The organism is Aestuariirhabdus haliotis (assembly GCF_023509475.1).
Lineage (GTDB): Bacteria > Pseudomonadota > Gammaproteobacteria > Pseudomonadales > Aestuariirhabdaceae > Aestuariirhabdus > Aestuariirhabdus haliotis.
Genome location: NZ_JAKSDZ010000027.1, coordinates 16,175 through 40,626 on the forward strand (window position 1 = coordinate 16,175; position 24,452 = coordinate 40,626).

Genomic DNA, 24,452 nt, shown 5'->3' on the forward strand with positions numbered 1-24,452 from the left:
CCTTGGCGTCGCTGATAATTCCCTGCCTGTCGACAGAATAATCATAAGAGATGAAGTCGATCACTTAACCGCCGTGGAACCGCTGTCTCTACTCGTACACAAGATGTGAAGCACCGAGCGCGGCATTATCAACCTGTTGTTTCACTTCTTCAACCTCTTGCAGGGTGGTAAAGGGGCCAATACGAACGCGGTGCAATGGCGCCGGACGCTCGCTGCCTTCTATCACCGATACCGGAAACCGGGTAACACTGCTGAGCCGCTGCTGGAGGTTCTGCGCCGATTGCTGATTTTGCAACGCAGCTACCTGCAAAAACATGCGCGGGTGTTTAGCCTCCGGCTTTGACGCTACTGGCTTGGCTGTCACTTTCGCAGCGGGTGAACGAACAGGCGTACTTTGTTGCATCTGACGAGCGTTGTAGTTGTCCGGATCGATACCTTCGACTCGAACCCGGGCGGTTCCCTTACCGTAAAAACCGAGTTTGCGTGCAGCCGCATAGGACATATCAATCAGACGATCACCATGAAAAGGACCGCGGTCGTTCACTCGAACCACCACGGTTTTACCATTGGCAAGGTTGGTTACCCGAGCGTAAGACGGCAGCGGCAAGGTCTTATGGGCCGCACTCATGCCGTACATGTTGTAGGTTTCACCATTGGCCGTTTTATGACCATGAAATTTGGTGCCGTACCAGGAAGCGGTGCCCTCTTTGTCATAGCCTACTGCAGTCGAGAGCGGATAATACTTGATCCCGAACAGGGTGTAAGGGGTCGATTTGACCGGTCCTTTATGGGCGCGAGGAATCGCATCGGGGACCGAGGAAGCATCGAAATGCCCCCTTGGTGCACCATCGGTACCCGGTCGGGTACTGCTACTACCACAGGCGACTAACATCAATGCACTGGCCAGGAGAACGACGGCGCGGATGAGCGCCCCTCCATTATTACTGCCGAGGCATAGCATCTTTTAATTCCTCGCTTAACTGAAACACTGCCATCGCATAGAGGGTGCTGTGATTATAACGGGTGATAACATACAGGTTATGCATGCCCACCCAGAATTCGCTGCCATGTTCTCCCTGCAGTTTAATACCTCGAACCTTATCGTCGGAAGTCGGCAACTCGAGGGGTTCCCAGCCCAGCGACTGCAACTGGCTTAAGGCTTGCCCCGGTTTCAGGTTATCACTTACCCCGTCGGCGTATTGCTGGCCACTGACTCGGGCACGGGTCACCACAGGATCTCCCTGCTTCCAGCCGTGGCGGCGGAAATAGTTCGCCACGCTACCGATTGCATCGACGGGGTTGTTCCAGATGTCAATCTGCCCGTCCTGGTCAAAATCCACCGCATAAGCTCGAAAGCTGCTGGGAATAAATTGTGGAAAGCCCATGGCTCCCGCATAGGAACCGGTCAAATCCAGGGGATCAAACTGCTGCTCACGACTGAGCAACAAAAACTCTTTCAGCTGTTTGCGGAAAAACTTCTTACGCGGTTCATAATCGAAACCCAGTGTGGAAAGCGCATCCACAACCCGGTATTTGCCTCGGTGTTTACCGTAAAAGGTCTCGACACCAATAATGGCAACAATGATTTCAGCCGGAACGCCGTATTCCTGTTCCGCACGCGCCAGGCTTTCTTCATGCTCTTGCCAGAAAGCCAGCCCAGCTTTGGTCCGGCGAGGTGTCACAAAAATCTGGCGATACTCATGCCAGGTTTTGGTCCGCTCGGCAGGTCGCGCAATAGCATCGAGTATCGATTGCTGGCGTGCAGCCGAATTAAAAACACGCTTCAGCACCTCAGGATCATACTGGTGCTCTTGCACCATCTCCTCGATAAGTTTTTCTGCGTCCTTTGAATCTTGATAGTCAGCGGCAAGCACAGCATTCGCCATGAGGCTCAATGCTACCCCCAGTACAGGCCAAAATCTCATTATGGGTCAATCCTCCATTGATTGGTGACAAACATCCTATCGCTACACGTTGTCAGATAAACACCGGCAGGGCAACCTTATCCTCGCCCCAGCCAACTGCGATGGGAATGCACCGACATCAGCACACCAAAGCCTGCCAAGAGGGTAACCACCGAGGTTCCTCCACGACTGACTAATGGCAACGGAACGCCAACCACCGGCAGCAAACCACTCACCATACCGATATTGACAAATACGTAGACAAAGAAAGTCAGCGTAATACTCCCCGCCAATAATTTTCCAAACAGCGTTTGTGCATTCATGGCAATAAAAAGGCCGCGACCGATGATCGCCACGTACAGCGCCAGCAACAGCAAAACCCCCACCAAACCAAACTCTTCAGCAAATACCGCGATAATAAAATCGGTATGGCTCTCGGGCAGGAAATCAAGCTGGGACTGAGTGCCACCAAACCAGCCTTTACCGTAAATACCGCCAGAACCAATCGCCACCTTTGACTGAATAATATTCCAGCCAGCTCCCCAGGGATCACTTTCCGGGTTGAGGAACGTCAGCACCCGCTGCTTTTGATAATCACGCATCAGGAACTGCCACATACCCCAGGCAAACGGCAGTGCCGCCAGTACGGCTCCAAAAATTACGCGCCATTGCAAACCCGCCAGAAACAGGACAAACAAACCCGATGCAGCAATTAATAACGAGGTGCCGAGGTCCGGTTGCTTGGCAATTAACAGCACCGGCAAAAATATCAAGCCCATGGCGATCAACAGGTGTCGAAAGCTGGGAGGCAAGACTCGTCGCGACAGGTACCAGGCCACCACCATCGGCATAACCAGTTTCATCAGCTCCGACGGCTGAAAACGAAACCCGGGTAACGCCAGCCAACGCTGCGCTCCCTTCGCCCCCGTACCGGACAACAGAACGGCAACCAACAGCCCCACCCCCAGCAAGTATACCCAGGGCGACCAACGCTCAAAGATCCGCGGGGGAATATTGGCAATGACGATCATGCCGGCAAGGCCCACCGCGATATAAACCGCCTGCCGCCCCACCAGGGAAAGGTTTTGTCCACCAGCGCTGTAGAGCACCAGCAATCCGGTTCCGGTCAGCAATAACAACAGACCCAGCAGGATCGGGTCCAGGCGCAACCAAAACACGGTGCGACTCTGCATATTTTCTTCGCTAAGGGGTAACTGGCGTTCAAAATCCTGCAGACTCATGGGCTCTTACCACTCTTGGCGATTGCGGCTTCCAGGCGCGGCAACAGATAAGCATCGATTACTTTTCGCGCTACCGGCGCCGCCGCACTACTGCCACTGCCACCATTCTCGATCACAACAGCGACCGCAATTTGCGGGTTCTCGACGGGTGCAAAGCCAACAAAAAGCGCGTGATCGCGATTCCTTTCTGCCACTTTTTCCTCATCGTATTCCTCATCCTGTTTAATCCCGACCAACTGCGCGGTACCGGTCTTTCCGGCCATCTGATACTTGATGTCTCGCCCGATTCGATAATGAGCCGTGCCTCGAGGATGATGCACTACCTTGCGCATCGCCTCGATAGCAAAGTCCCAGGAGCTCTCGTTTTTCAGCTCGACATCCATCAGCTGGGGTTTCACCTGCAGCTCGAAGGAGGGATCGGCCGACTTAAGCAGCTGGGGCCGAATCCATTTACCCCGATTCGCGATCACTGAAGTCGAAGCCGCCAGTTGCAAAGGCGTTGCCAGCATATAGCCCTGACCAATCCCCGTGATCAGGGTTTCACCGGGATACCAGGGTCGCCCGCGGGCGCCACGCTTCCATTCCCGGGAAGGCATCAAACCAGGACGCTCCTCCGATATATCCCTGCCTACCCGCAGGCCTAACCCGAAAGCTGACAGATATTCGTGCATATTATCGATACCCAACTTAAGGGCGAGATCGTAAAAATAGGTGTCATTGGAATACATAACGGCGCGTTCGAGATTGACCTTGCCATGGCCTTCCCGCTTCCAGTTGCGGTACAGGCGTTCTTCACCCGGCAACTGGTACCAGCCGGGATCAAAAATGGTAAACCCTGTATGGGTGACACCACTGTCCAAGCCCGCGATAGCAACCATGGGTTTGATCGTCGAGGCCGGCGGATACTCACCCAAGGAGGCACGGTTATAGAGCGGCCGATCATCATTATCACGCAACAGGCTGTAATCTTTACTAGCGATGCCCGTAACAAATAAATTGGGGTCGTACGATGGCGTACTGGCCATCACCAGCACGCCACCGGTACGAGTATCGACCGCAACCACGGCTCCCCGCCGCTCCCCCAGAGCATCGATCGCGACTTGCTGCAGGGCGATATCCAGATACAGGGTAATGTCGCTGCCGGGCTCGGGATCACGCTGGTTAAGCACCCGCAGCACGCGCCCCCGGGCATTGGTTTCCACTTCCTGGAAGCCCGCTTTGCCCAACAGCTGGGATTCGTAAAAACGTTCGATACCGATTTTGCCGATAGTTCGTGTGCCACTGTAGGCATCCGCATCCAGGCGGCTCAGTTCCCGCTCGTTAATGCTGCCAACATAACCGACCGAGTGAGCAAAGTTCTCCCCGTTGGGGTAGTAACGCACCAACTGGGCCTGCACCTCGACCCCGGGCAGACGGTGTTCATTGACCGAAATACGCGCAATCTCGTCTTCTTGTAACCGGTATTTGAGAGGAACGGCTTCGAAGGGCCGGCTCTGGCGCGCCAGCTTCCTGTACTTCGCCACCTGTTCAGCGTTGATGGTCAGCAGCTCGCCCAAACTGGAAAGCGTGGCGTCCAGATCCTCAATACGTTCCTTGATCAGCACCAGGGTATAACTGGGCTTGTTTTCCGCCAGCAATTTGCCGTTGGTGTCGTAGATCAACCCTCGTGTCGGCGGCAGCGACTGCAGGTGAATACGGTTTTCGTCAGACTTGGTACTCAGCTGGGCGTGCTGCACCACTTGCAGGTTGATCATTCGCACCACCAGCACACTAACCAACACCAGCACGACGAACAGGCACAGCAATAGGCGCGAGGTAAAAACCCGTGCTTCGCCTCGAGTATCTTTAATCGCAATCGGTCCGGCCATGGAGTTCCTGTCAGCGGTGGTAAGGGTGGTTACTGAGGATGCTCCAGGCACGATAAAGCTGCTCGGAAAGCAGCACACGGACCAGGGGATGAGGTAAAGTCAGTGGTGACAATGACCATTTTTGATCGGCCCTGGCGACGCACTCAGGAGCCAGGCCCTCGGGCCCTCCGACCAGTAAACTGACGTGACGGCCGTCCATACGCCAGCTCTGCATCTGCTCGGCAAGTTGCTCTGTACTCCAGGAGCGTCCGCCAACTTCCAGGGCAATCACCCGATCGCCGCTGCCAATAGCTGCCAGCATAAGCTCACCTTCCTTACGTTGGGCTCGCTTCACGTCGGCGCCTTTGGTGCGTTTGCCCAGAGGAATTTCGACGCACTCCAACGCGCATTCCGCCGGCAAACGCTTGGCGTATTCTTTATAACCCGCCTGTACCCAATCGGGCATACGGGTACCAACGGCGATCAATCGAATGCGCATTAACGCTTAGGAATCCTGTTCGTCAATCTGCTGCTGGTGCGAGCCTTCCCACAGCCGCTCCAGATCATAGAACTGACGAGTTGCCGGTAACATCACATGCACGACGACCTCGTCCAGATCCACCAGCACCCATTCGCTACCAGCTTCGCCTTCGCTGCCCAGGGGTTGAATGCCCTGCTGTTTCATATCAACGACGACCGCATCGGCCAGGGATTTCACATGACGGTTCGAGGTACCGCTAACAATGATCATATAGTCAGTGATATCGGTCAGCTCGCGCACATCGAGGCAGCTGATCTCTTTGCCTTTCATATTTTCCAGGGATTCAATCACCAGGTCTTTCAGTTGTTCAGATTGCATGTAGGGAAAAATTCTCTCCGTTAGGGTAAAAGTTCGTGGTTGGCTTACTGGCGAATGTGGCCATCGCCAAACACGACATATTTTTCAGATGTCAGCCCTTCCAGACCAACCGGGCCGCGAGCATGGATCTTATCGGTCGAGATGCCGATTTCAGCTCCCAGACCGTACTCGAAACCATCGGCAAAGCGGGTCGAGGCGTTGACCATGACCGAGGCGGAGTCCACTTCGGTCAAGAAACGACGCGCCTTGCTGAAATCTTCACTGACAATGGCATCGGTATGGTGAGAGCCGTATCGATTGATATGTTCGATCGCCTCATCCATATCGCTGACCACTTTAACGGCCAGCACCGGCGCCAGATATTCGGTAGACCAGTCATCTTCACTAGCCGCTACGGCTGCACTTAACAGTTCGCAAGTACGAGGGCAGCCCCTCAATTCAACCCCATGAGTTGCATAAGCTGCGGCCAACTCAGGCAAAATCGCTGCCGCCACCGCTTCAGCCACCAGCAGGGTTTCCATGGTATTGCAGGTGCCGTAGCGTTGGGTCTTGGCATTGACGGCAATTTTCATGGCCTTGCCAGCATCCGACTGGTCATCGATATAGACATGGCAGATGCCATCGAGATGCTTGATGACGGCAACCCGGGCATCCCGGCTAATACGCTCAATCAGGCCCTTTCCGCCTCGTGGCACAATGACATCGACGTACTCGGACATAGTGATCAATTCACCCACCGCCGCTCGATCGGTGGTTTCCACGACCTGAACGGTATCCTGAGGCAAGCCGGCGCTCTCCAGTCCCTGGCGCACGCAAGCGGCGATCGCCTGGTTGGAATGAATGGCTTCGGAGCCGCCGCGCAAAATGGTGGCATTGGCCGACTTCAGACACAGGCTCGCCGCTTCTACGGTCACGTTCGGGCGAGATTCATAAATAATACCGACCACCCCCAGGGGCACCCGCATCTTGCCGACCTGAATACCACTGGGCACATAGCGCATATCGTTGATACCACCCACGGGATCGGGCAGCGCGGCAACCTGTTTTAGCCCTTCGATCATGGCATCGATACGGGCCGGCGTCAGTTCCAACCGGTCCAGCATGGCCGCATCCAGACCCTTGGCTCGGCCCGCTTCGAGATCTTTCTGGTTACACTGGGCCAGCTCATCGCGAGACGTGTCGAGCGCTTCTGCGGTTGCCAACAAGGCCGTATTTTTTTGCGCCGTGGTCGCCTTGACGATCTCACGAGACGCGGCTCTGGCACGACGCCCCACCTGCGCCATGTAATCTTTTACATCCATAGGGGTTCCAGCTTGGGTTGATACCGGGGAAAATTCGCCTGATTATAACTTGCTCGCTGACTGGAGTCGCCCCCATTCATGGACCTGACATCGATTGAACCCTTGCTGGCATGGCTACGAGCTCACAGCCAATGGCTGGAGCTCGTTCTGTTCCTGACCGCCTTCGCCGAATCCCTGGCTCTGGTAGGGCTCGTATTGCCCGGCGTAGTGATGCTATTCGGCATTGCCTTGCTCGCCGCTACCGGCGGTATTTCACTGGAGATGGTGTTGATATGGGGTTATCTGGGAGCCATTGCCGGTGACAACCTGAGCTACTTTCTGGGACGCTATTGCCATGGACCGCTGAGCCGTACCCAGCTGTTCCGCGACAACCCTCAATGGATCGACAAGGGTGAGGCGTTCTTCAATCGGCACGGCATCTTGAGTGTGGTGGTGGGTCGCTTTATCGGCCCCTTGCGCCCGATTATTCCCATGGTGGCGGGCATGATGGAGATGCCGGCCCATCGCTTTGTCACCGTCAGCCTGATATCTGGCCTCGGCTGGGCGCCCGTCTATCTGCTCCCGGGTTTTTTGGCCGGGGCAGCAGCTTCGGGACAGACGATTGAATCCCTGCAATGGTTTTATCAACTGTTCGAGTATTTTTAAACCAACAGCGCCCAACTGATGAGCGTTTAGCTTTCGGCACCCCAGCGGGGCACAAAACTTTGCTCCAGGCCTAATTGATCGAGAATACGCGCCACCACAAACTGCACCATTTCCTCCACCGTTTGCGGACGATGATAAAAGCCCGGGCTGGCGGGCAGGATCATCGCCCCCATGCGCGTCAGGCGTAGCATGTTTTCCAGGTGCAGCTCTGAGTAAGGGGCTTCACGGGGCACCAGAATCAATTGTCGACGCTCTTTCAGCGCCACATCGGCAGCCCGTTCGATCAGGTTATTGCTGGCCCCACAGGCGATCGCTGAAAGTGTGCCGGTACTGCAGGGACAGACCACCATCGACGCTGGCGCTCCGGAACCCGAGGCGACAGGTGCCATCCATTGCTCGCGACCATAAACCTTGACCGTCCCCGGTAGCGATTCATAACGCTCCTCGAACCAGCTCTTTAATGCCTCCGGGGCACCCGGCATCCGCAGGTCGGTTTCGGTGGCGACCACCACCTGTGCTGCTTTCGAGATCAGGAAACTGACTTCGCAGCCCTGGGCCAATAGCTGCTCCAACAGGCAGAGACCGTACTGGGCACCCGATGCGCCGGTTAAGGCAAGTGTTACGCGCTTATTGGCCATGATCTGGATATCGCTCCTCTAAAGCCTTCTTAAGCTGGCCATGAATACCGCCAAAACCACCATTGCTCATCACCAGTATATGATCTCCGGCTCGGCTCTCCACCAGCAATCGCTCCACCAGCTGTTCGACACAATGCTCGACACTGGCGGGCACCGGACTTTCTTGCACCACCTCTTCCAGCGCCCAATCCACCCCTTGTGGCTGGAACCAATAGACACGATCCGCCTCTCGGGTGGCGGGTGCCAGCATCGGTCGATGCACGCCCAGGCGCATGGTATTAGAGCGCGGCTCGATCACAGCGAGAATGCGCCCCTGCTGGCCAATTTTGGCTCTCAGACCTTTCAAGGTAGTGGCAATCGCGGTGGGATGGTGGGCAAAGTCGTCGTAGACCCGAACGCCGCCGGCATCGACCACCAGCTCCATTCGACGTTTGATACCCTCGAACGCTGCCAGCGCCTGCGCGGCGATCTCCGGGGTGACGCCAACGTGACGTGCAGCCGCTATCGCCGCCAAACCATTGGCTCGATTATGATCCCCCAACAGGTCCCATTGCACCTCTGCTACCGCATCACCTTGCAGGTAGATGCGGAAATGCCCGCCATCCCCGGTTATCGACTCGGCATACCAGGTGGCTGATGAGTCGCTCAACGACAGGGACTGCTGCTGACTCCAGCAACCCATCCCCAGAACCTCATCCAAGGCCGCATCCTGAGCGGGTGACAAAACCAGTCCACTGGACGGGATGGTTCTTACCAAATGATGGAATTGTCGTTGTATTGCCGTCAGATCGGGGAAGATATCGGCGTGATCAAATTCAAGATTATTCAAAACCGCCGTTCTCGGCTGGTAATGGACAAATTTGGAGCGCTTGTCGAAAAAAGCACTGTCGTATTCATCCGCCTCAATCACAAAGAAAGGGGTCTCTCCCAAACGGGCCGACACCGAAAAGTTACCCGGCACACCGCCGATCAGAAATCCCGGCGACATACCGGCGTATTCGAGAATCCAGGCCAGCATGGAACTGGTCGAGGTCTTACCATGGGTACCCGCCACCGCCAGCACCCAACGCCCCTGTAATACATGCTCCGCTAGCCATTGAGGTCCGGAACGATAGGGCAGCCCCTGATCCAGCACATGCTCCACCGCCGGATTACCCCGAGACATGGCGTTACCGATCACCACCAGATCCGGCGCGGGATCCAGTTGAGCAGGATCATAGCCTTCAATCAGCTCGATACCCTGGGCTTGCAGCTGGGTACTCATCGGCGGATAAACCTGCTGATCGGAGCCGGTAACGCGGTGCCCCTGAGCCTTAGCCAATACCGCCAGAGAGCCCATAAAGGTACCGCAGATGCCGAGTATGTGTATGTGCATATTGGAATCGCTACCGCCTGCAAAAAGAAGGAAGCCTATCATGGCTTCCTTGAGAGTCACATCCACCACTTCGCGTTCGTTCACTCACTTTCACCTCGACCACCCGCCTCACCAACGCCGGCGGGCAATCCCCTTATGCAAACCGGGTTATTTTCGAGTATGATTCGCCCCCATCGAAGCCAATCCTGCAGGAGCATCCTGATGTCCCCCAAAAACGCTTTCTACGCCCAGTCCGGAGGTGTAACTGCCGTCATTAACGCCTCAGCCTGTGGGCTGATCGAAACCGCCCGCCAACACCCGGATCAGATTGGCAAAGTCTATGCCGGTCATAACGGTATTGTTGGTGCGTTGAGCGAAGAGTTAATCGATACCAGCCTGGAAAGCGCCGAAGATATCGCAGCCTTAAAACACACCCCTGCCGGGGCATTCGGTTCCTGTCGCTACAAGATGCACAACCTGGAAGAAAACAAGGCCGAATACGAACGCCTGATCGAAGTCTTCAAGGCCCACGACATCGGTTACTTCTTCTACAACGGTGGCGGCGACTCCCAGGATACCGCCTACAAGGTTTCCCAAATCAGTGAGAAGATGGGCTATCCCATCACCTGTGTCGGCATCCCCAAGACCGTCGATAACGATCTGCCCTTTACCGATAACTGCCCGGGTTTTGGTTCTGTCGCCAAATACGTCGCGGTTTCCATTAAGGAAGCCGCCCTTGATATCGCCTCCATGTGCAACTCCTCCACCAAGGTGTTTATTATGGAAGTGATGGGGCGCCATGCCGGCTGGATTGCCGCCGCCGGTGGCCTGGCTGCCGAACAGGAAGGTGATGCGCCTCATATCATTCTATTCCCGGAAATCGCCTTTGACCGCGAAGCCTTCCTGGCTCGCGTCGAACAGTGCGTCAACGATTACGGCTACTGCGTGGTGGTGGCCTCGGAAGGTGCCCAGTACGAAGACGGTCGTTTCCTCGCCGACTCCGGCAACAAAGATGCCTTTGGTCACACCCAACTGGGCGGCGTAGCCCCTACTCTGGCCACCATGATCAAACACTCGCTGGGTTATAAATACCACTGGGCGGTGGCCGATTACCTGCAGCGATCCGCCCGTCATGTGGCTTCCGCGACCGATGTCGAGCAAGCCTATGCCATGGGCAAAGCAGCGGTCGATTTTGCCGTTGCCGGACGCAATGCGGTCATGCCGATCATTGTTCGTGACACCAATGTGCCCTATAGCTGGTCAGTCGGTGAAGCGCCGTTGAGCCAGGTCGCCAACCAGGAAAAGAAGATGCCAATCCACTTTATCAAGGATAATGGCTACAGCATCACCGATTCCTGCCGCGAATATCTCTCTCCGCTGATTCAGGGCGAAGATTACCCGCCTTATGTGAATGGATTACCCCAGTACGTCAAGCTGAAGAATCAGCTGGTCGAGAAGAAACTGAAAACCACCTTCGCCTTCGATTAGATTCAAAACGGGCCACCCTATGAGCCGCAGTGTCCTGATGCTGCGGTTCAGTTATTCTGCCCCGGCAGGTGATGGCCTCGTGCGATAAAAGCCCTCTGCATTCGTCCTAAATACCGCCTCGGCAGCCTCTTCTCCCAAACTGGCGACTATTCGATCCAGATCCTGGCGCTGGAATCGACGGGGTGCTCTTGTACCAGGTAAGTCACTACCAAACATCAGAGCCGTCGGATCGAGCTGATGGATCTGTTGTAACGCCTCTTCGACATTCAATGTGACACGACCAAAACCACTCGCTTTAACCTTTGCCCCCAACTCAACCGCTCGCAGTAACTGGGGCAATCCTTGCTGGCTCAAGCCCAGGTGGTCGATCGAAAAACATGGCAAGTCCGCCAGCAGGGGCAATAGGGGGGATAACTCTGCCGCATCGATGTAAAGCTCCACGTGCCAGCCACAGAGTTCATAAACCCGCAGCGCCATATGGGCCAGTGCACCCAGCTCTTCAGAACCACCCCGGCGCACATTGAAACGCACGGCCCTCACGCCACAACGATCAAGATACAATAGTTCGTCATCTTTAACGCTGATCGGTAATTGAGTGACACCGACAAAATCGGGACCCAGATGTTTAAGGGCCGCAACCAGATAACCCTGATCGAAGCCCTGGAATGATCCCGAGACAACCGCCCCTCCCGCTATATCGATTCCGGCTATTTCCTGTCGATAGTTCGACACCGAATAGGGGGCGGGGAGATATCCCTGATTAGCCGTCAGAGGAAATTCTGAATCGATGATATGCAGGTGAGCATCGAACAAGCTGTACCTCATCAAACGATTCCTTTATTGAAGCAGGGAGAGAAGCATTCACTGTGGCGCCGGGAAATACAAAAGGTTCACACCACTGACATAATGCCAACGAGTGAGCAATGACGAATCATATTCCGGCGGTGAATAATCGATTGATCGATCAGGTTTCGATTGCGCTTGTCGGTCTGACAAACCATGAGCCGGAGCTTTATGCACCAATCTGTCAGCGGGTGATAACAGCGGATACCCAAAGGCCACCAGTGAATGATTTATGGAACGAGGACCGGTGCAGGAGCGGACACTTTTTTGCGTCATCAGCCGTAACAGGCTGAGAGGTTGACCACTGCTCTCTTCAATCGCCCATTGATCTCGTAGAAAGCGCCTGTGGTAGCTCAGTAGACGATCGAGCTCAGCGCAAAAGAGCGCCGAAGATTGAGATTCTGGCGAACAATGTTGGTCGCTGGCTTCAAGGTCTTCTGCAAAACGAATCCCGGACAGGGGCTTATGAGCTCGCTGCCAAAGCGAAGAGGGCGAGTACATAACCTCGGCCACCCGCTGGCTGTAGAGGGCACATAGTGGGTTCGATTGTTCGGCCGCAACAGCCGTAGACGCAGCTACCAGCCAAGCGATCGACAACAGTATCCGTGATTTCATCGATTCATTCCCTTTACCCAAATCAGGCTAACCCGAAGAAGTCTCCAGGTCCTGCAAATACGCGGCAGCCGCGTCCAGCTCATGTTCATTAAATACGCGAATGCCCGATTGATGCAATAAAGCCGCGGTCACTCCCTGGCCCTCGATTCGCGTGCCGGAAAAGCTGCCATCATAGCTTTCCTTATTACCGCAAGAGGGGCTTCGTGACTTTAAAATCGCTATCGATACCCGCTCTTGCTGGCAACGCTCCAGAGCGATGCGGGCGCCATCAAGAAATGGCTGGGTGACATCGTCCCCCGTCGCGGTTACCACTCGCGCTTTCGCATTCAACACTTTTCCGCCCTGCCCTCCGATAATTTCGGCCGGCGGCCGAGGTACCGGCAAGCCCCCCGCCATTTCCGGACACAACGAAATCAGGCGTCCTTGTGCCGACCATCTAGACAACAGATTATCGGGGGCAAACCCGGCCCCGTCGTAGCGCACTCTCTGACCCAACAAGCAGGCGCTGACCAATATTTTTTCCATAGAAGTCTCACCCAAGAGATTAAAGTAAGTGCGTCGTTGACCACCTCAAGGCCCCCGCCAGACAAGTTGAGACGAGCCTTACGGCTGGGATTCAGATTACCACGCTCACTGCTGTGTGTCCCCATCGAGCCAGACACTGCCCGTAGTCACCTGACCGAGCCTTGTTATCATTTACAGGCATAAGAACTTTCAGATCTAGCGCAAACCATCCGAAGGTATGCATTTCAACAGATAATAGTCGTCTAGACTGATAGAAGGCCCAAGCTCTACCGAATGGATAACCTGCCGATGGATGATACCTCTGATTTTTTGTTTGCTGATGAACTCCCGGATACCGTATCCACCGAGAAAGATGCTTTTCTCGAACAGGTACCCTGGAAAGTTCTCGTCGTGGACGATGAGGAAGAGGTGCACAGTGTTACCCGACTCGTATTATCCGATTACCATTTCGGTGGCCGTCCTCTTGAAATCATCAGCGCATATTCCGCTCAGGAAGCCCGCCAGGTGCTTAAACAGCACCCGGATACTGCTGTCGCCCTGGTTGATGTGGTTATGGAAACGGATCATGCTGGCCTTGAACTGGTAAAAAGCATCAGGGAAGAGCTGACCAACACCCGCATACGGGTTGTATTACGCACCGGACAACCTGGGCAAGCTCCGGAAGAAACCGTTATCTCCGACTACGACATCAATGACTATAAGGACAAAACCGAACTTACCGCGACCAAACTACGAACCCTGATGTACTCTACCCTGAGATCCTTTCGGGATATCACGGCTCTCGAAGCCAGTCGTCGTGGGCTTGAACAGGTAATTCTTTCCTCGGCCCATATTTTTGAAATCACCTCTTTGCAACGCTTTGCTTCGGCGGTACTGCTACAGCTGACATCACTCCTCAATCTGAGCGAAAACGCGGCGTATTTCCGTGTCTCCAGTGGTTTCGCCGTCACTCGGGAAAGCAACGGTTACCATGTCTTGGCCGGCACGGGAAACTACGAACCCATGATAGATACACACAGCCAGCCTACGGATTTACCGGATGGTGTGTTTCAGGCACTGGAGCTCGCCACTCAGGAGCGTTGCAATCAATATTTTGATGATCATATGGTGGCATATTTCCAGACTCGCAGCGGTCAAGAACACTTATTGTTTATCTCGAATGCCGGCCGGCTCAATGACCTGGACCGCCAGCTGATTGAAATTTTTTGCGCCAACGTAGCCATCGCATTCGAAAACACCCACCTTAAGGACGAGCTGGAACAGACCCAACAGGAAACCGTATATATGCTGGGTGAAGCGATAGAATCTCGTTCCAGGGAAACAGGCAATCACGTCAAACGGGTTGCGGAAATCTCCCACCTTCTGGCATTAAAGGCGGGACTCAGCACCGAGACGGCGGACACCATTAAGTTAGCCTCACCGCTGCACGACCTCGGTAAAGTGGGTATACCCGATGCCATTTTGAATAAACCGGAACGCCATACTGAGAAAGAGTGGGAAGTGATGCAACGCCACGTTGGTATAGGCTATGAGATGTTACGCACCTCCAATCGTCCGGTACTTCGCACCGCTGCGATTATCGCCCAACAGCATCACGAGCACTGGGACGGCGGCGGTTACCCCAACGGCTTGAAGCAAGAAGAGATACACATTGCCGGCCGTATCACCGCGATCGCCGATGTGTTTGATGCCTTATCCAGTGATCGTTGTTACAAGCCCGCCTGGAAACTCGATGATGTTTTATCGTTGTTTCATGAAGAGAGGGGAAAACAGTTTGATCCCAACCTGGTCGACCTGATGATGGATCATATTGATGATATTCTATTTATTCGAGATCGATACCAGGATAATCAACAACCCACCCTGGTGCCCACACCGCCCACATCCTGATGTAAGATTTTAAACTGACTATCGGCCAGAACGATTTCAACCAGCCACACCTGAAGGCCACAAATGATTCTGAAAAGTCTTTGTCGCTACCAACGGCGCCAAGCCAGAGTATTCGAGGTAAGCTCGGTCGGTCGATATTCCGCTCCAACCCAACCCTTATACGAACTTCGATCGATCTGTTGAAACAGGCCCCCCAGATTTAACTGACCGCTCCCTGGCTCGCCACGCCCGGGATTATCCGCAAACTGAATATGACCGATGTCGGCCGCATAATCGCGCAGGTCATCAACGATCGGCTGGTCCATTTTGGCCATGTGATACAGGTCATACTGCATCTTGATCATAGGATGATCGACCGCCGTTACCAGCTCTGCCATCTGTTTACTCGTATGTACCAGAAAACCCGGCATATCTTCAGTATTGATCGCTTCAAAACAGGTAGTGATGCCCAGCGCCGAAAAATGATCAGCCGCATACTGCAGATTGATCTTCAATTGCTCGAGATAGACGTCACGTTGGCTGTCTCTCAGGCATCGTCCTGGTAATACATTGATCACCGAAGGCCGTAAAACTCTGGCGTATTCCAGCGCCTTATCCACTGCCGAGCGAAACTTTTCGGCCCGTTCGGGTACTGCAGCCAAACCTTCTCCTCCCTGCATCAGATCACCGGCTGGGACATTAAAAAGAACGCATCGGATATTCGCTTTATCCATAAGTTGCCGCCAATGGGCAGAGGGCAATTCATAAGGAAACTGTATCTCAAATGCCTCGAAACCATCCTGTCTGGCCTTACTTAAACGCGCTTCCAAAGGCACTTCGGTATACAGCAGACTGAGATTGGCGCAATAGTGTGGCATGACTAGGCCTCTTCAAGGTACAGGCGTATCAACGTGGCGGGATCTTGCTCCGAATACCCCTGATCCGCATGCTCTTGCATCAGCCGAAAAGCCTCTGCACTCATCGGTACCCGGCTGTTATTGTCATGGGCCACGGTTTGCGCAATGTGTAGATCTTTCAGCAGTGTTCTGACGTGCCAGGCAATCGGCTCAAAGGTTGATGTCGCCATCTGGGGCCCGAGAATTTGCAGGGGTTTGGAATCAGCAAATCCCCCTGCCAATGCCTGGGGGATTTTTTCCGCATCAACACCACCTTTGGTAGCCAGCGCGATCATTTCGGCAATCACCATAGCATTGCAACCGACGATCATTTGATTACAGACTTTGGTCAGTTGCCCGCTGCCAACACCTCCCATATGAGTGACCCGTTCACTCAGGCAATCGACAACGGGCAGCGCTCGTTGAATATCCTTATCGGCTCCGCCAACCATCATCACCAGTGATGCCTCACGAGCACCAACAACGCCACCCGATACGGGACAATCGACCCAGGACATGCCGCAAGCCTGTTGCAAACGCTGCGAAAAATGCTGGGTTTTTTCCGGCTCGATACTGGAAAAGTCCACCAATAGTTGATCAGGGCGACCTCGACTCGAAACCCCTTGCGGGCCAAAAACCACGGTTTCTACCGCCTCGGTATCGCTCAAACACATCAGAATAATATCGGAGCAGTCAACCAGTTCAGATAGGTTGGATTTGGATTGAGCACCAAGCGACAGCAACGGCTCGAGTTTAGCGGGTGTACGGTTCCAGACCGCAACATCGAAACCGTTCCGAAGCAGATGCGGAACCATTTCAGAACCCATTAAACCGGTGCCTATAAAACCCAACCTGTCTACTGTCTTCACTGGTTTGTCCTCATGGGATAACGTTAAAAGACCTATGTTAGCCTATGGCAGGGTTTTCTCCGATGGTTCTATCCGAGACGGGAATCAGAGGAGCCTTAAGTATCAGGATATTAAAGCAGGGTCAGCGTAGTAGTCGCGGTAATACGCCAAAGGTTTCGGACGCTCGACACCATAACCCTGAGCATAATCGACACCGATATCCCGCAAGCAGCGCAAGATATTGTCACTTTCAGCGTATTCGGCAATCACTTTCATTCCCATAAAGTGACCTACCTCCTTGATCGATTTTACCATCGCGTAATCCACCGAACTCTCGGCGATCTCGCGAATAAAAACCCCATCAATTTTTAAATAATCCACAGGCAACTGTTTAAGGTAAGCGAAGGAAGAAAGGCCGGTACCAAAGTCATCCAGCGAGAAGCGGCAACCAAACTTTTTCATCTCCCGAATCAGGTCCGCTGTTTTAGCAATGTTAGCTATGGTTGCCGTTTCCGTTACTTCAAAGCAAACCCGGTCAGGTGCCACACCGGTCTTGGAAAATTGCTCAAGGATAAACTCCATCAAGCGATTATCGTTCAGTGAATTACCCGAGAGATTGATGGCATAGCTTCCCATCAGATCGGCTTGCAGTGGGTTTTGCTCAATCCAGTTAAACATCGTACGGATAACCCAACGGTCGACCGCGGCCATTCGGTTGTGTTTTTCAGCAGCGCAGATAAAGGCTTCCAGCGGAATATCCACGCCTTCCTCATCGCGCACACTCAGAAGTACTTCATAATGGCCCGGTGCATTAGGACTCGCGAGATTCTGAATGCGTTGGCAGCGCAGCTCCAGCAACTCCTCATCCAACACTCTTTGTACCAATGCCAGCATACCCATCTCATCTTGCTGTTCACTGGACTGAGAACTGTACGCCACGACTCGATTGCGGCCGCCTTCTTTGGCTTGCACACAGGCCGTGCTGGCCTGGTTCATCAAATCGGCCGCCGTATTAACCGATGCATCCAACGCCGATACACCGATACTCACCGTCTGCAACAATTTCTTTTTGCCCCAGGTAAACCCCATGGATTCGACGGCGCTTCGCAATGTTTCGGCAACATCCATTGCAACGTTTAACTCTATCGCGTCGAGCACCAGAGCAAACTCATTGCCCCCTACACGACCGGTGATCAGTGATGATGCCACCTCCTTTTTCAGGATTGCAGCCATCTCCTGGAGCAATTGATCCCCGGCTTCGGTGCCACAGTTTTTGTTAACCGCTTTAAACAGATCAACATCGATAAACAGCAGGGTCAAACGGTTTTCATCTTCCCCAAGTGACGAGATATGATTGTGAAGCTGTTTCTCAAACGCCTTACGGCTGAGCAAGCCCGTCAACTGGTCGTGGCTGGTTTGGTACGCCATATCCTTGTAGACATTTTGTACAATATTGAACATTCCGTGATCCAATAGAGAATCATCGTTACGATGTTCAACGGGCAATAAGCCATTACTCATAGCCTGCGCTAGTTCGTCCAGATCGTATTCAACCGCTTTGAGTCCTTGGCGATTAACAAAAACAAAGGCCGAAAAACCATCACCAATCCAGGCCAGTTTTACATCTTGTCCCCGGTCTTCACTGGCGATTTGTCCTAACCAGTCGCCCACCTGTAACCGTTTCGCTCTTTGTCTCCAGCGGGCGTTTTCCTCTTTCAGGTTTCGATCCGGCGAGCCCAAACCCGCAAGGCTACCAGCCTTAATCGCCGGAGCCTCTACCCAATCAGCAGCCCCAATTTCGGCAGGGTCTTGCTGCAAAGTTTGACGCAAACGATCAATCAAATAATCTCGTCGATAGGGCTCAACAGCAGGGATTTCCAGATAACGCTCAACCATATCGAGTAGCGCATCGGTTTCCAGCGTTCTTTCCAGTTCAATACTGTCTCCACGATATTGCCTTACACCCAGCCACTCGAGTAATTGATCAAATAACTGCCATATATCATGCCAGGATTCGCTGCTGCTGCCTTCACGCACGGAGGTCAACACCATGGCATCCCGCAGTCCGGTATCGAGTAATTCAAGCACTATCGGCGGCACCTTCTTACCCCCGATGCGAATGCCTATCTCATTGGCTACCACCTGTTTCGCCTGCTGCAGCTTCTGCTGACCATCACAGGTGCGAACCAACCGTTGAGTATTACGATCAATCGCTTTTAATTGCCGATTTTCAAGCTTTTCCAGATCCTGCTGGACACTCTCGTAAACCGCAGGATCATGATCATATTCCGTCAAAATCCGATCGCAATAGCTTTTAAGCGTCCGCTGCATGCTATCAACCGAACCACTGGGCGCCGCCGCCAACCGAGCCATTTTATTAAGTACCTGCCTCGCTGGATGCTGGGCATTGGAAAAGAAAGTCTGATCCTGAACCAACACTTTCAACAAGGGCACTTGTTGCGCCTTCAACCAGGGTTGTACGGTTTCAGGGATTTCATGGTGATCCATCAGTACTTCAAACAGAGAATCAACGATATCGAGACAGTCTTGCTGAATACCACTGAAATCTCGTTTGGGTGCATTAGTGTCAACGGGGTTCAGTGTTTCTGCCAGCTGTGTTCGCAGGTCTGTTGAGGCATTCGGCTGCTGCTGTAGCTGCACTTGCAGTGCGCTCAGGGCTTCCATCATTTCACCTTGTGACCAGAGAGCCTGCGCCTGGACCGACTGATTGCCATTACCGGCCGGTGTTACCGCCACAAACTCTTCATGGTTAGCGGCCGATCTGTCACCAGCCTCATTCACCGAGCGTCGCCAGGCCAGCAGGTTCTGCACAGCGCTCAAGGAAGCAGATGCACCGAATGACGACAACCCCTGGTTCCCGTTCGGCTCCACCGGCCCTTGGTCATCAACAACCTGTGGCTTGTTTGCTTCCGGATTCGAGACACGGGTACTCTCTGACTTGGAGGCCGTGGGCATTCTGCGCACCTGTTTCTTACGCGTTTCCAGGTCCGGCAGAATCCCGGCATTCTTGAGTTCAGTATTGAACAACACGTACAGCTCACCAAACCAAGGCAAAGCCGCAGTCTCAAAGATTCTATACAGCTGCTGCAATAGTGATGGTGTAGTCCCCAGAATAGCCGTAGAGGCTTGCAAACAGCCATAGATATAATAAGGGCTTAGTGGCGTATGGGAGGTATCCAGATCCTGGCCAGCCAACACATTGAACCGCGCCTGTAACCATTCGATATGCTGACGGTACTGAGATTCCGCATTGGTCACCATCACGTTGATCGTCAACCAGTCTTCGAATTCCTCTTTATCAACCACCGATAGATCGTTTTCGCTATGCTCAGGCTTTACATCGCTGACTTCCACTTCCGCGTTGGAAAAAGCATCCCAGGCATCCAGTATTTGACGTTGAAATTTCTGGCTCAATAGTTCCCGGCGAGACTTTAACTCACCCATAAGGTCAAAATAGAGAGCTTGCTCGGTATTATTGGCAGCCTTACTGGCGTCGGCGAGTAAGCGCTCGGACGCCAACTCAAAGAAGCTTTCCAGCAGCATATCCAGGCTCAGGTTCAGTTGGGGACGAAGGCGCTGGACCAGCTTGGTGCGAATCGCAAGTGAAGGTTGTACTGGGCGTGACGCAGGGTCCGGTGGTTGCTGTTGACCCTTGACGCCAGCTATTTGCTGCAGGCTTGTGATGCCGGCAGCACTCTGGGGGGGAAGTTCAACCCCCAGGGAATCGGCCTCGATACGTGTAACCTGAGTGCGAAAACGTAAGGGAGGCTGGTTGTCTTGCTCTTCGGGAAAGATCAGCAAATCCGCTGTAGACCCATTCACAACTGGATTAAAGGGATCAGCCACCAAAGCATCCAAACCCGCTATCTGAGTCAGATAAAAACCGCCGGGACAAAAATCGGCCACTCGACAGTTAAGCGCGGCATGCCCCATAAGCATCAACTGCGCCCGGCAGTTAAACGCTACCCGTACCGATGTTCTGCGTTCATCGCTCATCCCGACTTTTTAATCTCGCATCAGAAAACGCATGTTGTCCAATAAAACCTAACCCGGAGGTTTGTTCCCATGATAGCTCTATTTATACGTTAGTAGGTTATTCAACCTTAGTTGATATTCCCTTCGATACTATTATCCAGTGTGTGAATACCCTATAACCTACTGTCGTAAACCTGCGTGTAGTACAAAGTAACGGTGAGCAAAAAGAAAGTAATAACGACAGCTTTAGTGACCCATGTTAACGAGTTAACTTTCACAGGCTGATTAATGCGACAGAGTTGTCAAAAGGTTTAGGGATATCATCGCATGACTCCCTGCATATCATCACTTTTAGCCCCGTTACACTGGATAACGATTCAGTGTTTGGAGATATCAGACAAGCCACCGTAATTGGTCACTTGTGTAAATCCCATTGAGTGGAGGGTCTCCTTAGCGATCCCCGCCCTACGTCCACTCTGGCAATAGAGGGCAATAGGCTGGTCACGGTTTTCGGTAATACTCAATATTTGTGCAGCGATACGCTCATAAGAAATATTAAGTGCCCCGGGGTAGTGCCCGCCTGAGAACTCCGCCTCACTTCTAACATCGATCACCAGATCACCGGGTTCAGGCTGTGCAGCCAAGCTAGACATACTGACCAACAGTAGAGCCAAGCCTACTGTGTTTGTTAGCCTTTCAACGATTTTTCTCATTCGACTCTCCCAGACAAAAACAGACTTAACGGTTAACTGCCCTGTTTCGCTTTGCATATCCGCAACATTAGACCTTGAAGCGCACGACTGACATGAATAACCACTGCAATAGACCGATTCAGTTTAAGTAATTGTGCGGATAGTCTCCACCATGAACAATCTGGACAATGGCGATCCGCTCAATACAGGCACCTTACTCATGGCGCATCCTCAAGCATTCAAAATTGATGGCATACTTCGTATCGCTCAATTCCACGGTCTCATCCTGTTTGTACTGCTCATAGCTGCTGCCGCATGGATGCATCCAACCGCAGAGATAGGATCAACGCTTTTTAGCGCCCAGCACTGGGGGCTGGTTTTCTACCCACTGCTGTCTTTTGTAACGCTGATCAGCTGGTTCCGGTATCTATTACGGCCATATCGCATAGCTTCTACTAACGTCTAAATTCGAGAGTAAAGCGTCGTCATTATAGGCTGGATACTGGCATCGACAGGGAACAGGTTTTATACTTTGCGCCCGATTCCCTCTTAATGCACCAGTAAAAAGGCGACGATATGAGTTTTGACCAGGTCCCCTGCGGAAAAGATGCCCCTAATGACATCTATGTAGCTATCGAAATCCCTGCCAATAGCAGCGCTCCGATCAAATATGAGATCGACAAAGACAGTAACGAAGTATTCGTCGATCGTTTTATGGCTACCCCCATGTTTTACCCGGCTAACTACGGCTATATTCCAAATACCCTGGCTGATGATGGTGACGCGCTTGATGTTCTGGTCGTAACCCCGTATCCCGTTGCCGTTGGCTCGGTAATTCGCTGCCGACCAGTTGGCGTGCTTAATATGAGTGACGAGAGCGGCGAGGATGCCAAGCTGATCGCGGTTCCCCATGACAAGCTGACCACCCAGTACAAGGACATCCAGGAATATACAGATCTGCCCGAACTGCTGATCAAACAGATCGAGCACTTCTTCGAAAACTACAAAGATCTCGAAGAGGGTAAATGGGTCAAGATCGATAGCTGGGACAATGCGGCAGCGGCCAAGCAAGCCATTCTTGATTCCATCGAAGCCTACAACAAGTAGTCGCCCGGACCAACGAATGGACTACTCTGGGTAGTCCATTCAACGCTCCAAATCGGCATTTTCCGAACAGACATGATCCGCAAAACCTGCCCCCGCCTCTTCGTACATATTGAACACAGAAGCCACACCTTCAGCTTTTAGCTCTTCTGCCTCATCGGTAAAACGTACAACCGCGGCAACTTTCCCCTGGTAATTACTTTCTCGCAACTGCCTTGCCGTAAAGAGATTGTTATGATGATTAGGCATCGCCAACATGATTAATCGAAGCCTGTCGCCGGTACGTATCTTTTCCCAAAAATCGCTGTCGCTAGCGTCCCCTAGCTTGACTCGTCTGCCAGACTGCTCATGCTTCTCAACCTTAAAGGAATTATGCTCAATGCCGACAACCACATCGCCAAATCGGGAGCGTAGCTCGTCGTAACAACCGGAGCCTACCCTACCCATACCAAATACCAGTATTTCGGGGTTGCCCAACTCCAGCGGCTGGTCTTCCGGGTGCAGAGTACGGCGCTGAAAGCGCTGCAAGAAATCACCACAGTATCGGTACATAGAAATAATATGAATATTAAGCGGTGAAGAAACCAGAAAGCTTATGGCTAATGCTAGCGCTATCACAACCAGCCAGTCGCCACTGAGCAACCCGCTCTTCCAACCTATAGCGGCCACAATCAATCCGAATTCACTGTAATTTGCCAAGGTCAAAGAGCTCAGTAAACTGGTTCGAGCCCTGAAGCCAAACAGGGAAATAATAAAGAAGTACAGCGCCACTTTGAACGGCAAAGCCAACACAATAAGAACGGCAACCAATGCCATATCGAGCGTCGGCAAACCCGTAAGACCAATATTCAGGAAAAAGGCCACCAAAAATAGCTCTTTGAGATTAAAAAGTGCCTTAGCCATTTCCTCTGCCTTAGTATGCGAGGCAATCAACATACCGGCAATTAAAGCGCCCAGATCAGGCTTGAGACCGACCAGATAGAATAGCTCCGCGCCCAGAATCAAAGCAAAAAACAGACCGCATAATACCAGAACTTCCCCATGACCAACCCGGTCGAGAATACGGAACAAGAATGGCCGCAAAAGCGGTAGCCCAAGCAGGGCAAAGGCCCACAGAGACGGCCAACCATCTTTATAGATGGTCATAAAAACAACCGCAAAGAGATCCTGCATGATGAGGATACCAATGGCAATCTGGCCATACAGTCCCCTCATCTCACCTTTATCTTCCAGCACCTTTACGGCAAACACCGTACTGGAAAAGCTTAAAGCGAAAGCAACCAGTAAAAGCGCTCCACCACCAAGGCCATTCAACAGGTCAATATTGCTGTAGGTAAGAAGCTTCAGTAAACCAAAAAACAGAATACTTGTTAGCCCCATATGAGCCGTGGCACCCAGCCAGATTTGTGGCTTGAGAAGCTGACGAATATTCAGTTTGAGACCTATGGTGAACAGCAAGAGTGTAACGCCCAGGTCTGCAAACAGAGTGAGCTGATCACTGGTTTGTTGTCCGGCAAAGTTCAGACCAAACCCGGCCACCAGAAAGCCCACCAGAGGTGGCAAACCAACCTGTTTGGCTAACAAGCCAAATCCGAAAGCAAAAAGAATTAATAAGGGATCTACCATATCTGCTCCTTGGACAGATCTATCAAAACAGTATAACCAGTATGGAAGACATACTCCCCTGTCTTTCACGCATAAAAAAACCCCGACCTGAATCCAGATCGGGGTTTTACAATAAAAGCCTGACGATGACCTACTCTCACATGAGGAAACCCCACACTACC

Annotated in this window: 22 protein-coding genes; 5 read left to right on the forward strand and 17 right to left on the reverse strand. The window is 52.9% G+C overall.

All coding sequences use genetic code 11. From position 1 onward, the window contains the following. Positions 1-88 precede the first annotated feature (88 nt). The 7 genes from MIB40_RS14025 to MIB40_RS14055 all read right to left on the reverse strand — a co-directional run bounded on the left by MIB40_RS14025 (position 89) and on the right by MIB40_RS14055 (position 7,152). Positions 89-961 carry a septal ring lytic transglycosylase RlpA family protein gene (locus MIB40_RS14025; protein WP_319941676.1) on the reverse strand — a complete coding sequence of 291 codons (873 nt, stop codon included), beginning with the start codon at positions 959-961 and terminating at the stop codon, positions 89-91. Continuing rightward, positions 942-1,925, reverse strand: a complete 984-nt coding sequence (gene mltB / locus MIB40_RS14030) for a lytic murein transglycosylase B (RefSeq protein WP_249695418.1) — start codon at positions 1,923-1,925, stop codon at positions 942-944. Before mltB ends, MIB40_RS14025 begins: the two co-directional genes overlap by 20 nt. A gap of 77 nt (positions 1,926-2,002) precedes the next feature. Then, positions 2,003-3,145 (reverse strand): rod shape-determining protein RodA, encoded by a 1,143-nt coding sequence (gene rodA / locus MIB40_RS14035; protein WP_249695420.1) that lies wholly within the window; start codon positions 3,143-3,145, stop codon positions 2,003-2,005. After that, positions 3,142-5,013 carry a penicillin-binding protein 2 gene (gene mrdA / locus MIB40_RS14040; RefSeq protein ID WP_249695422.1) on the reverse strand — a complete coding sequence of 624 codons (1,872 nt, stop codon included), beginning with the start codon at positions 5,011-5,013 and terminating at the stop codon, positions 3,142-3,144. The genes rodA and mrdA overlap by 4 nt, the downstream gene beginning before the upstream one ends. 10 nt (positions 5,014-5,023) lie before the next feature. After that, on the reverse strand, positions 5,024-5,491 hold the full coding sequence (rlmH, locus tag MIB40_RS14045; RefSeq protein ID WP_249695424.1) for a 23S rRNA (pseudouridine(1915)-N(3))-methyltransferase RlmH: 468 nt from the start codon (positions 5,489-5,491) through the stop codon (positions 5,024-5,026). Positions 5,492-5,497: 6 nt separating this feature from the next. Beyond that, entirely contained in the window at positions 5,498-5,851 is a 354-nt protein-coding gene (gene rsfS / locus MIB40_RS14050; protein WP_249695426.1) for a ribosome silencing factor, read from the reverse strand. 44 nt (positions 5,852-5,895) lie between these two features. Then, positions 5,896-7,152, reverse strand: coding sequence for a glutamate-5-semialdehyde dehydrogenase (locus MIB40_RS14055; protein ID WP_249695429.1), 1,257 nt, complete (start codon positions 7,150-7,152; stop codon positions 5,896-5,898). A 78-nt stretch (positions 7,153-7,230) separates the two neighbouring features. Between MIB40_RS14055 and MIB40_RS14060 the strand changes: the two genes are divergently transcribed. Beyond that, on the forward strand, positions 7,231-7,797 hold the full coding sequence (locus tag MIB40_RS14060) for a DedA family protein (RefSeq protein ID WP_249695431.1): 567 nt from the start codon (positions 7,231-7,233) through the stop codon (positions 7,795-7,797). Between the two features lie 26 nt (positions 7,798-7,823). Here MIB40_RS14060 and MIB40_RS14065 read toward each other — a convergent pair whose 3' ends face one another. Further along, entirely contained in the window at positions 7,824-8,435 is a 612-nt protein-coding gene (locus MIB40_RS14065) for a flavin prenyltransferase UbiX (protein WP_264758579.1), read from the reverse strand. Further along, positions 8,425-9,810 (reverse strand): UDP-N-acetylmuramate:L-alanyl-gamma-D-glutamyl-meso-diaminopimelate ligase, encoded by a 1,386-nt coding sequence (gene mpl, locus MIB40_RS14070; protein WP_249695464.1) that lies wholly within the window; start codon positions 9,808-9,810, stop codon positions 8,425-8,427. Before mpl ends, MIB40_RS14065 begins: the two co-directional genes overlap by 11 nt. Before the next feature lie 201 nt (positions 9,811-10,011). Between mpl and MIB40_RS14075 the strand changes: the two genes are divergently transcribed. Beyond that, positions 10,012-11,277 carry a 6-phosphofructokinase gene (locus MIB40_RS14075; protein WP_249695433.1) on the forward strand — a complete coding sequence of 422 codons (1,266 nt, stop codon included), beginning with the start codon at positions 10,012-10,014 and terminating at the stop codon, positions 11,275-11,277. Between the two features lie 51 nt (positions 11,278-11,328). Here the strand turns inward: MIB40_RS14075 and MIB40_RS14080 are convergent, their stop codons facing one another. The 3 genes from MIB40_RS14080 to MIB40_RS14090 are packed head-to-tail and all read right to left on the reverse strand — an operon-like array spanning position 11,329 to position 13,260. After that, the gene (locus MIB40_RS14080) at positions 11,329-12,102 is read right to left on the reverse strand and encodes an amidohydrolase family protein (RefSeq protein WP_249695435.1); all 774 of its coding nucleotides are present in this window, start codon (positions 12,100-12,102) and stop codon (positions 11,329-11,331) included. 36 nt (positions 12,103-12,138) lie between these two features. Next, positions 12,139-12,735 carry a hypothetical protein gene (locus MIB40_RS14085; RefSeq protein WP_249695437.1) on the reverse strand — a complete coding sequence of 199 codons (597 nt, stop codon included), beginning with the start codon at positions 12,733-12,735 and terminating at the stop codon, positions 12,139-12,141. 27 nt (positions 12,736-12,762) lie between these two features. Continuing rightward, positions 12,763-13,260 (reverse strand): DUF523 domain-containing protein, encoded by a 498-nt coding sequence (locus tag MIB40_RS14090; RefSeq protein ID WP_249695438.1) that lies wholly within the window; start codon positions 13,258-13,260, stop codon positions 12,763-12,765. 288 nt (positions 13,261-13,548) lie between these two features. On the opposite strand from MIB40_RS14090, the gene MIB40_RS14095 reads away from it, so the two are divergent. Beyond that, positions 13,549-15,150, forward strand: coding sequence for a DUF3369 domain-containing protein (locus MIB40_RS14095; protein WP_249695440.1), 1,602 nt, complete (start codon positions 13,549-13,551; stop codon positions 15,148-15,150). A gap of 86 nt (positions 15,151-15,236) precedes the next feature. Here the strand turns inward: MIB40_RS14095 and MIB40_RS14100 are convergent, their stop codons facing one another. The 4 genes from MIB40_RS14100 to MIB40_RS14115 form a co-directional block, all read right to left on the reverse strand. Next, positions 15,237-16,007: a hydroxypyruvate isomerase family protein gene (locus MIB40_RS14100; protein WP_249695442.1), complete on the reverse strand. Its 771-nt coding sequence runs from the start codon at positions 16,005-16,007 to the stop codon at positions 15,237-15,239. Between the two features lie 2 nt (positions 16,008-16,009). Then, entirely contained in the window at positions 16,010-16,894 is an 885-nt protein-coding gene (locus tag MIB40_RS14105; RefSeq protein ID WP_249695445.1) for an NAD(P)-dependent oxidoreductase, read from the reverse strand. Between the two features lie 102 nt (positions 16,895-16,996). Next, on the reverse strand, positions 16,997-20,890 hold the full coding sequence (locus tag MIB40_RS14110; RefSeq protein WP_249695447.1) for a DUF1631 family protein: 3,894 nt from the start codon (positions 20,888-20,890) through the stop codon (positions 16,997-16,999). Positions 20,891-21,246: 356 nt separating this feature from the next. Next, on the reverse strand, positions 21,247-21,582 hold the full coding sequence (locus MIB40_RS14115; RefSeq protein WP_249695450.1) for a rhodanese-like domain-containing protein: 336 nt from the start codon (positions 21,580-21,582) through the stop codon (positions 21,247-21,249). Between the two features lie 151 nt (positions 21,583-21,733). On the opposite strand from MIB40_RS14115, the gene MIB40_RS14120 reads away from it, so the two are divergent. Both MIB40_RS14120 and ppa read left to right on the forward strand, forming a co-directional pair. Further along, positions 21,734-22,027, forward strand: a complete 294-nt coding sequence (locus MIB40_RS14120; RefSeq protein ID WP_249695452.1) for a hypothetical protein — start codon at positions 21,734-21,736, stop codon at positions 22,025-22,027. Positions 22,028-22,137: 110 nt separating this feature from the next. Then, the gene (gene ppa / locus MIB40_RS14125; protein WP_249695455.1) at positions 22,138-22,668 is read left to right on the forward strand and encodes an inorganic diphosphatase; all 531 of its coding nucleotides are present in this window, start codon (positions 22,138-22,140) and stop codon (positions 22,666-22,668) included. Between the two features lie 39 nt (positions 22,669-22,707). On the opposite strand, the gene MIB40_RS14130 is transcribed toward ppa, so the two are convergent. Next, positions 22,708-24,291 (reverse strand): cation:proton antiporter family protein, encoded by a 1,584-nt coding sequence (locus MIB40_RS14130; protein WP_249695457.1) that lies wholly within the window; start codon positions 24,289-24,291, stop codon positions 22,708-22,710. Positions 24,292-24,452 lie beyond the last annotated feature (161 nt).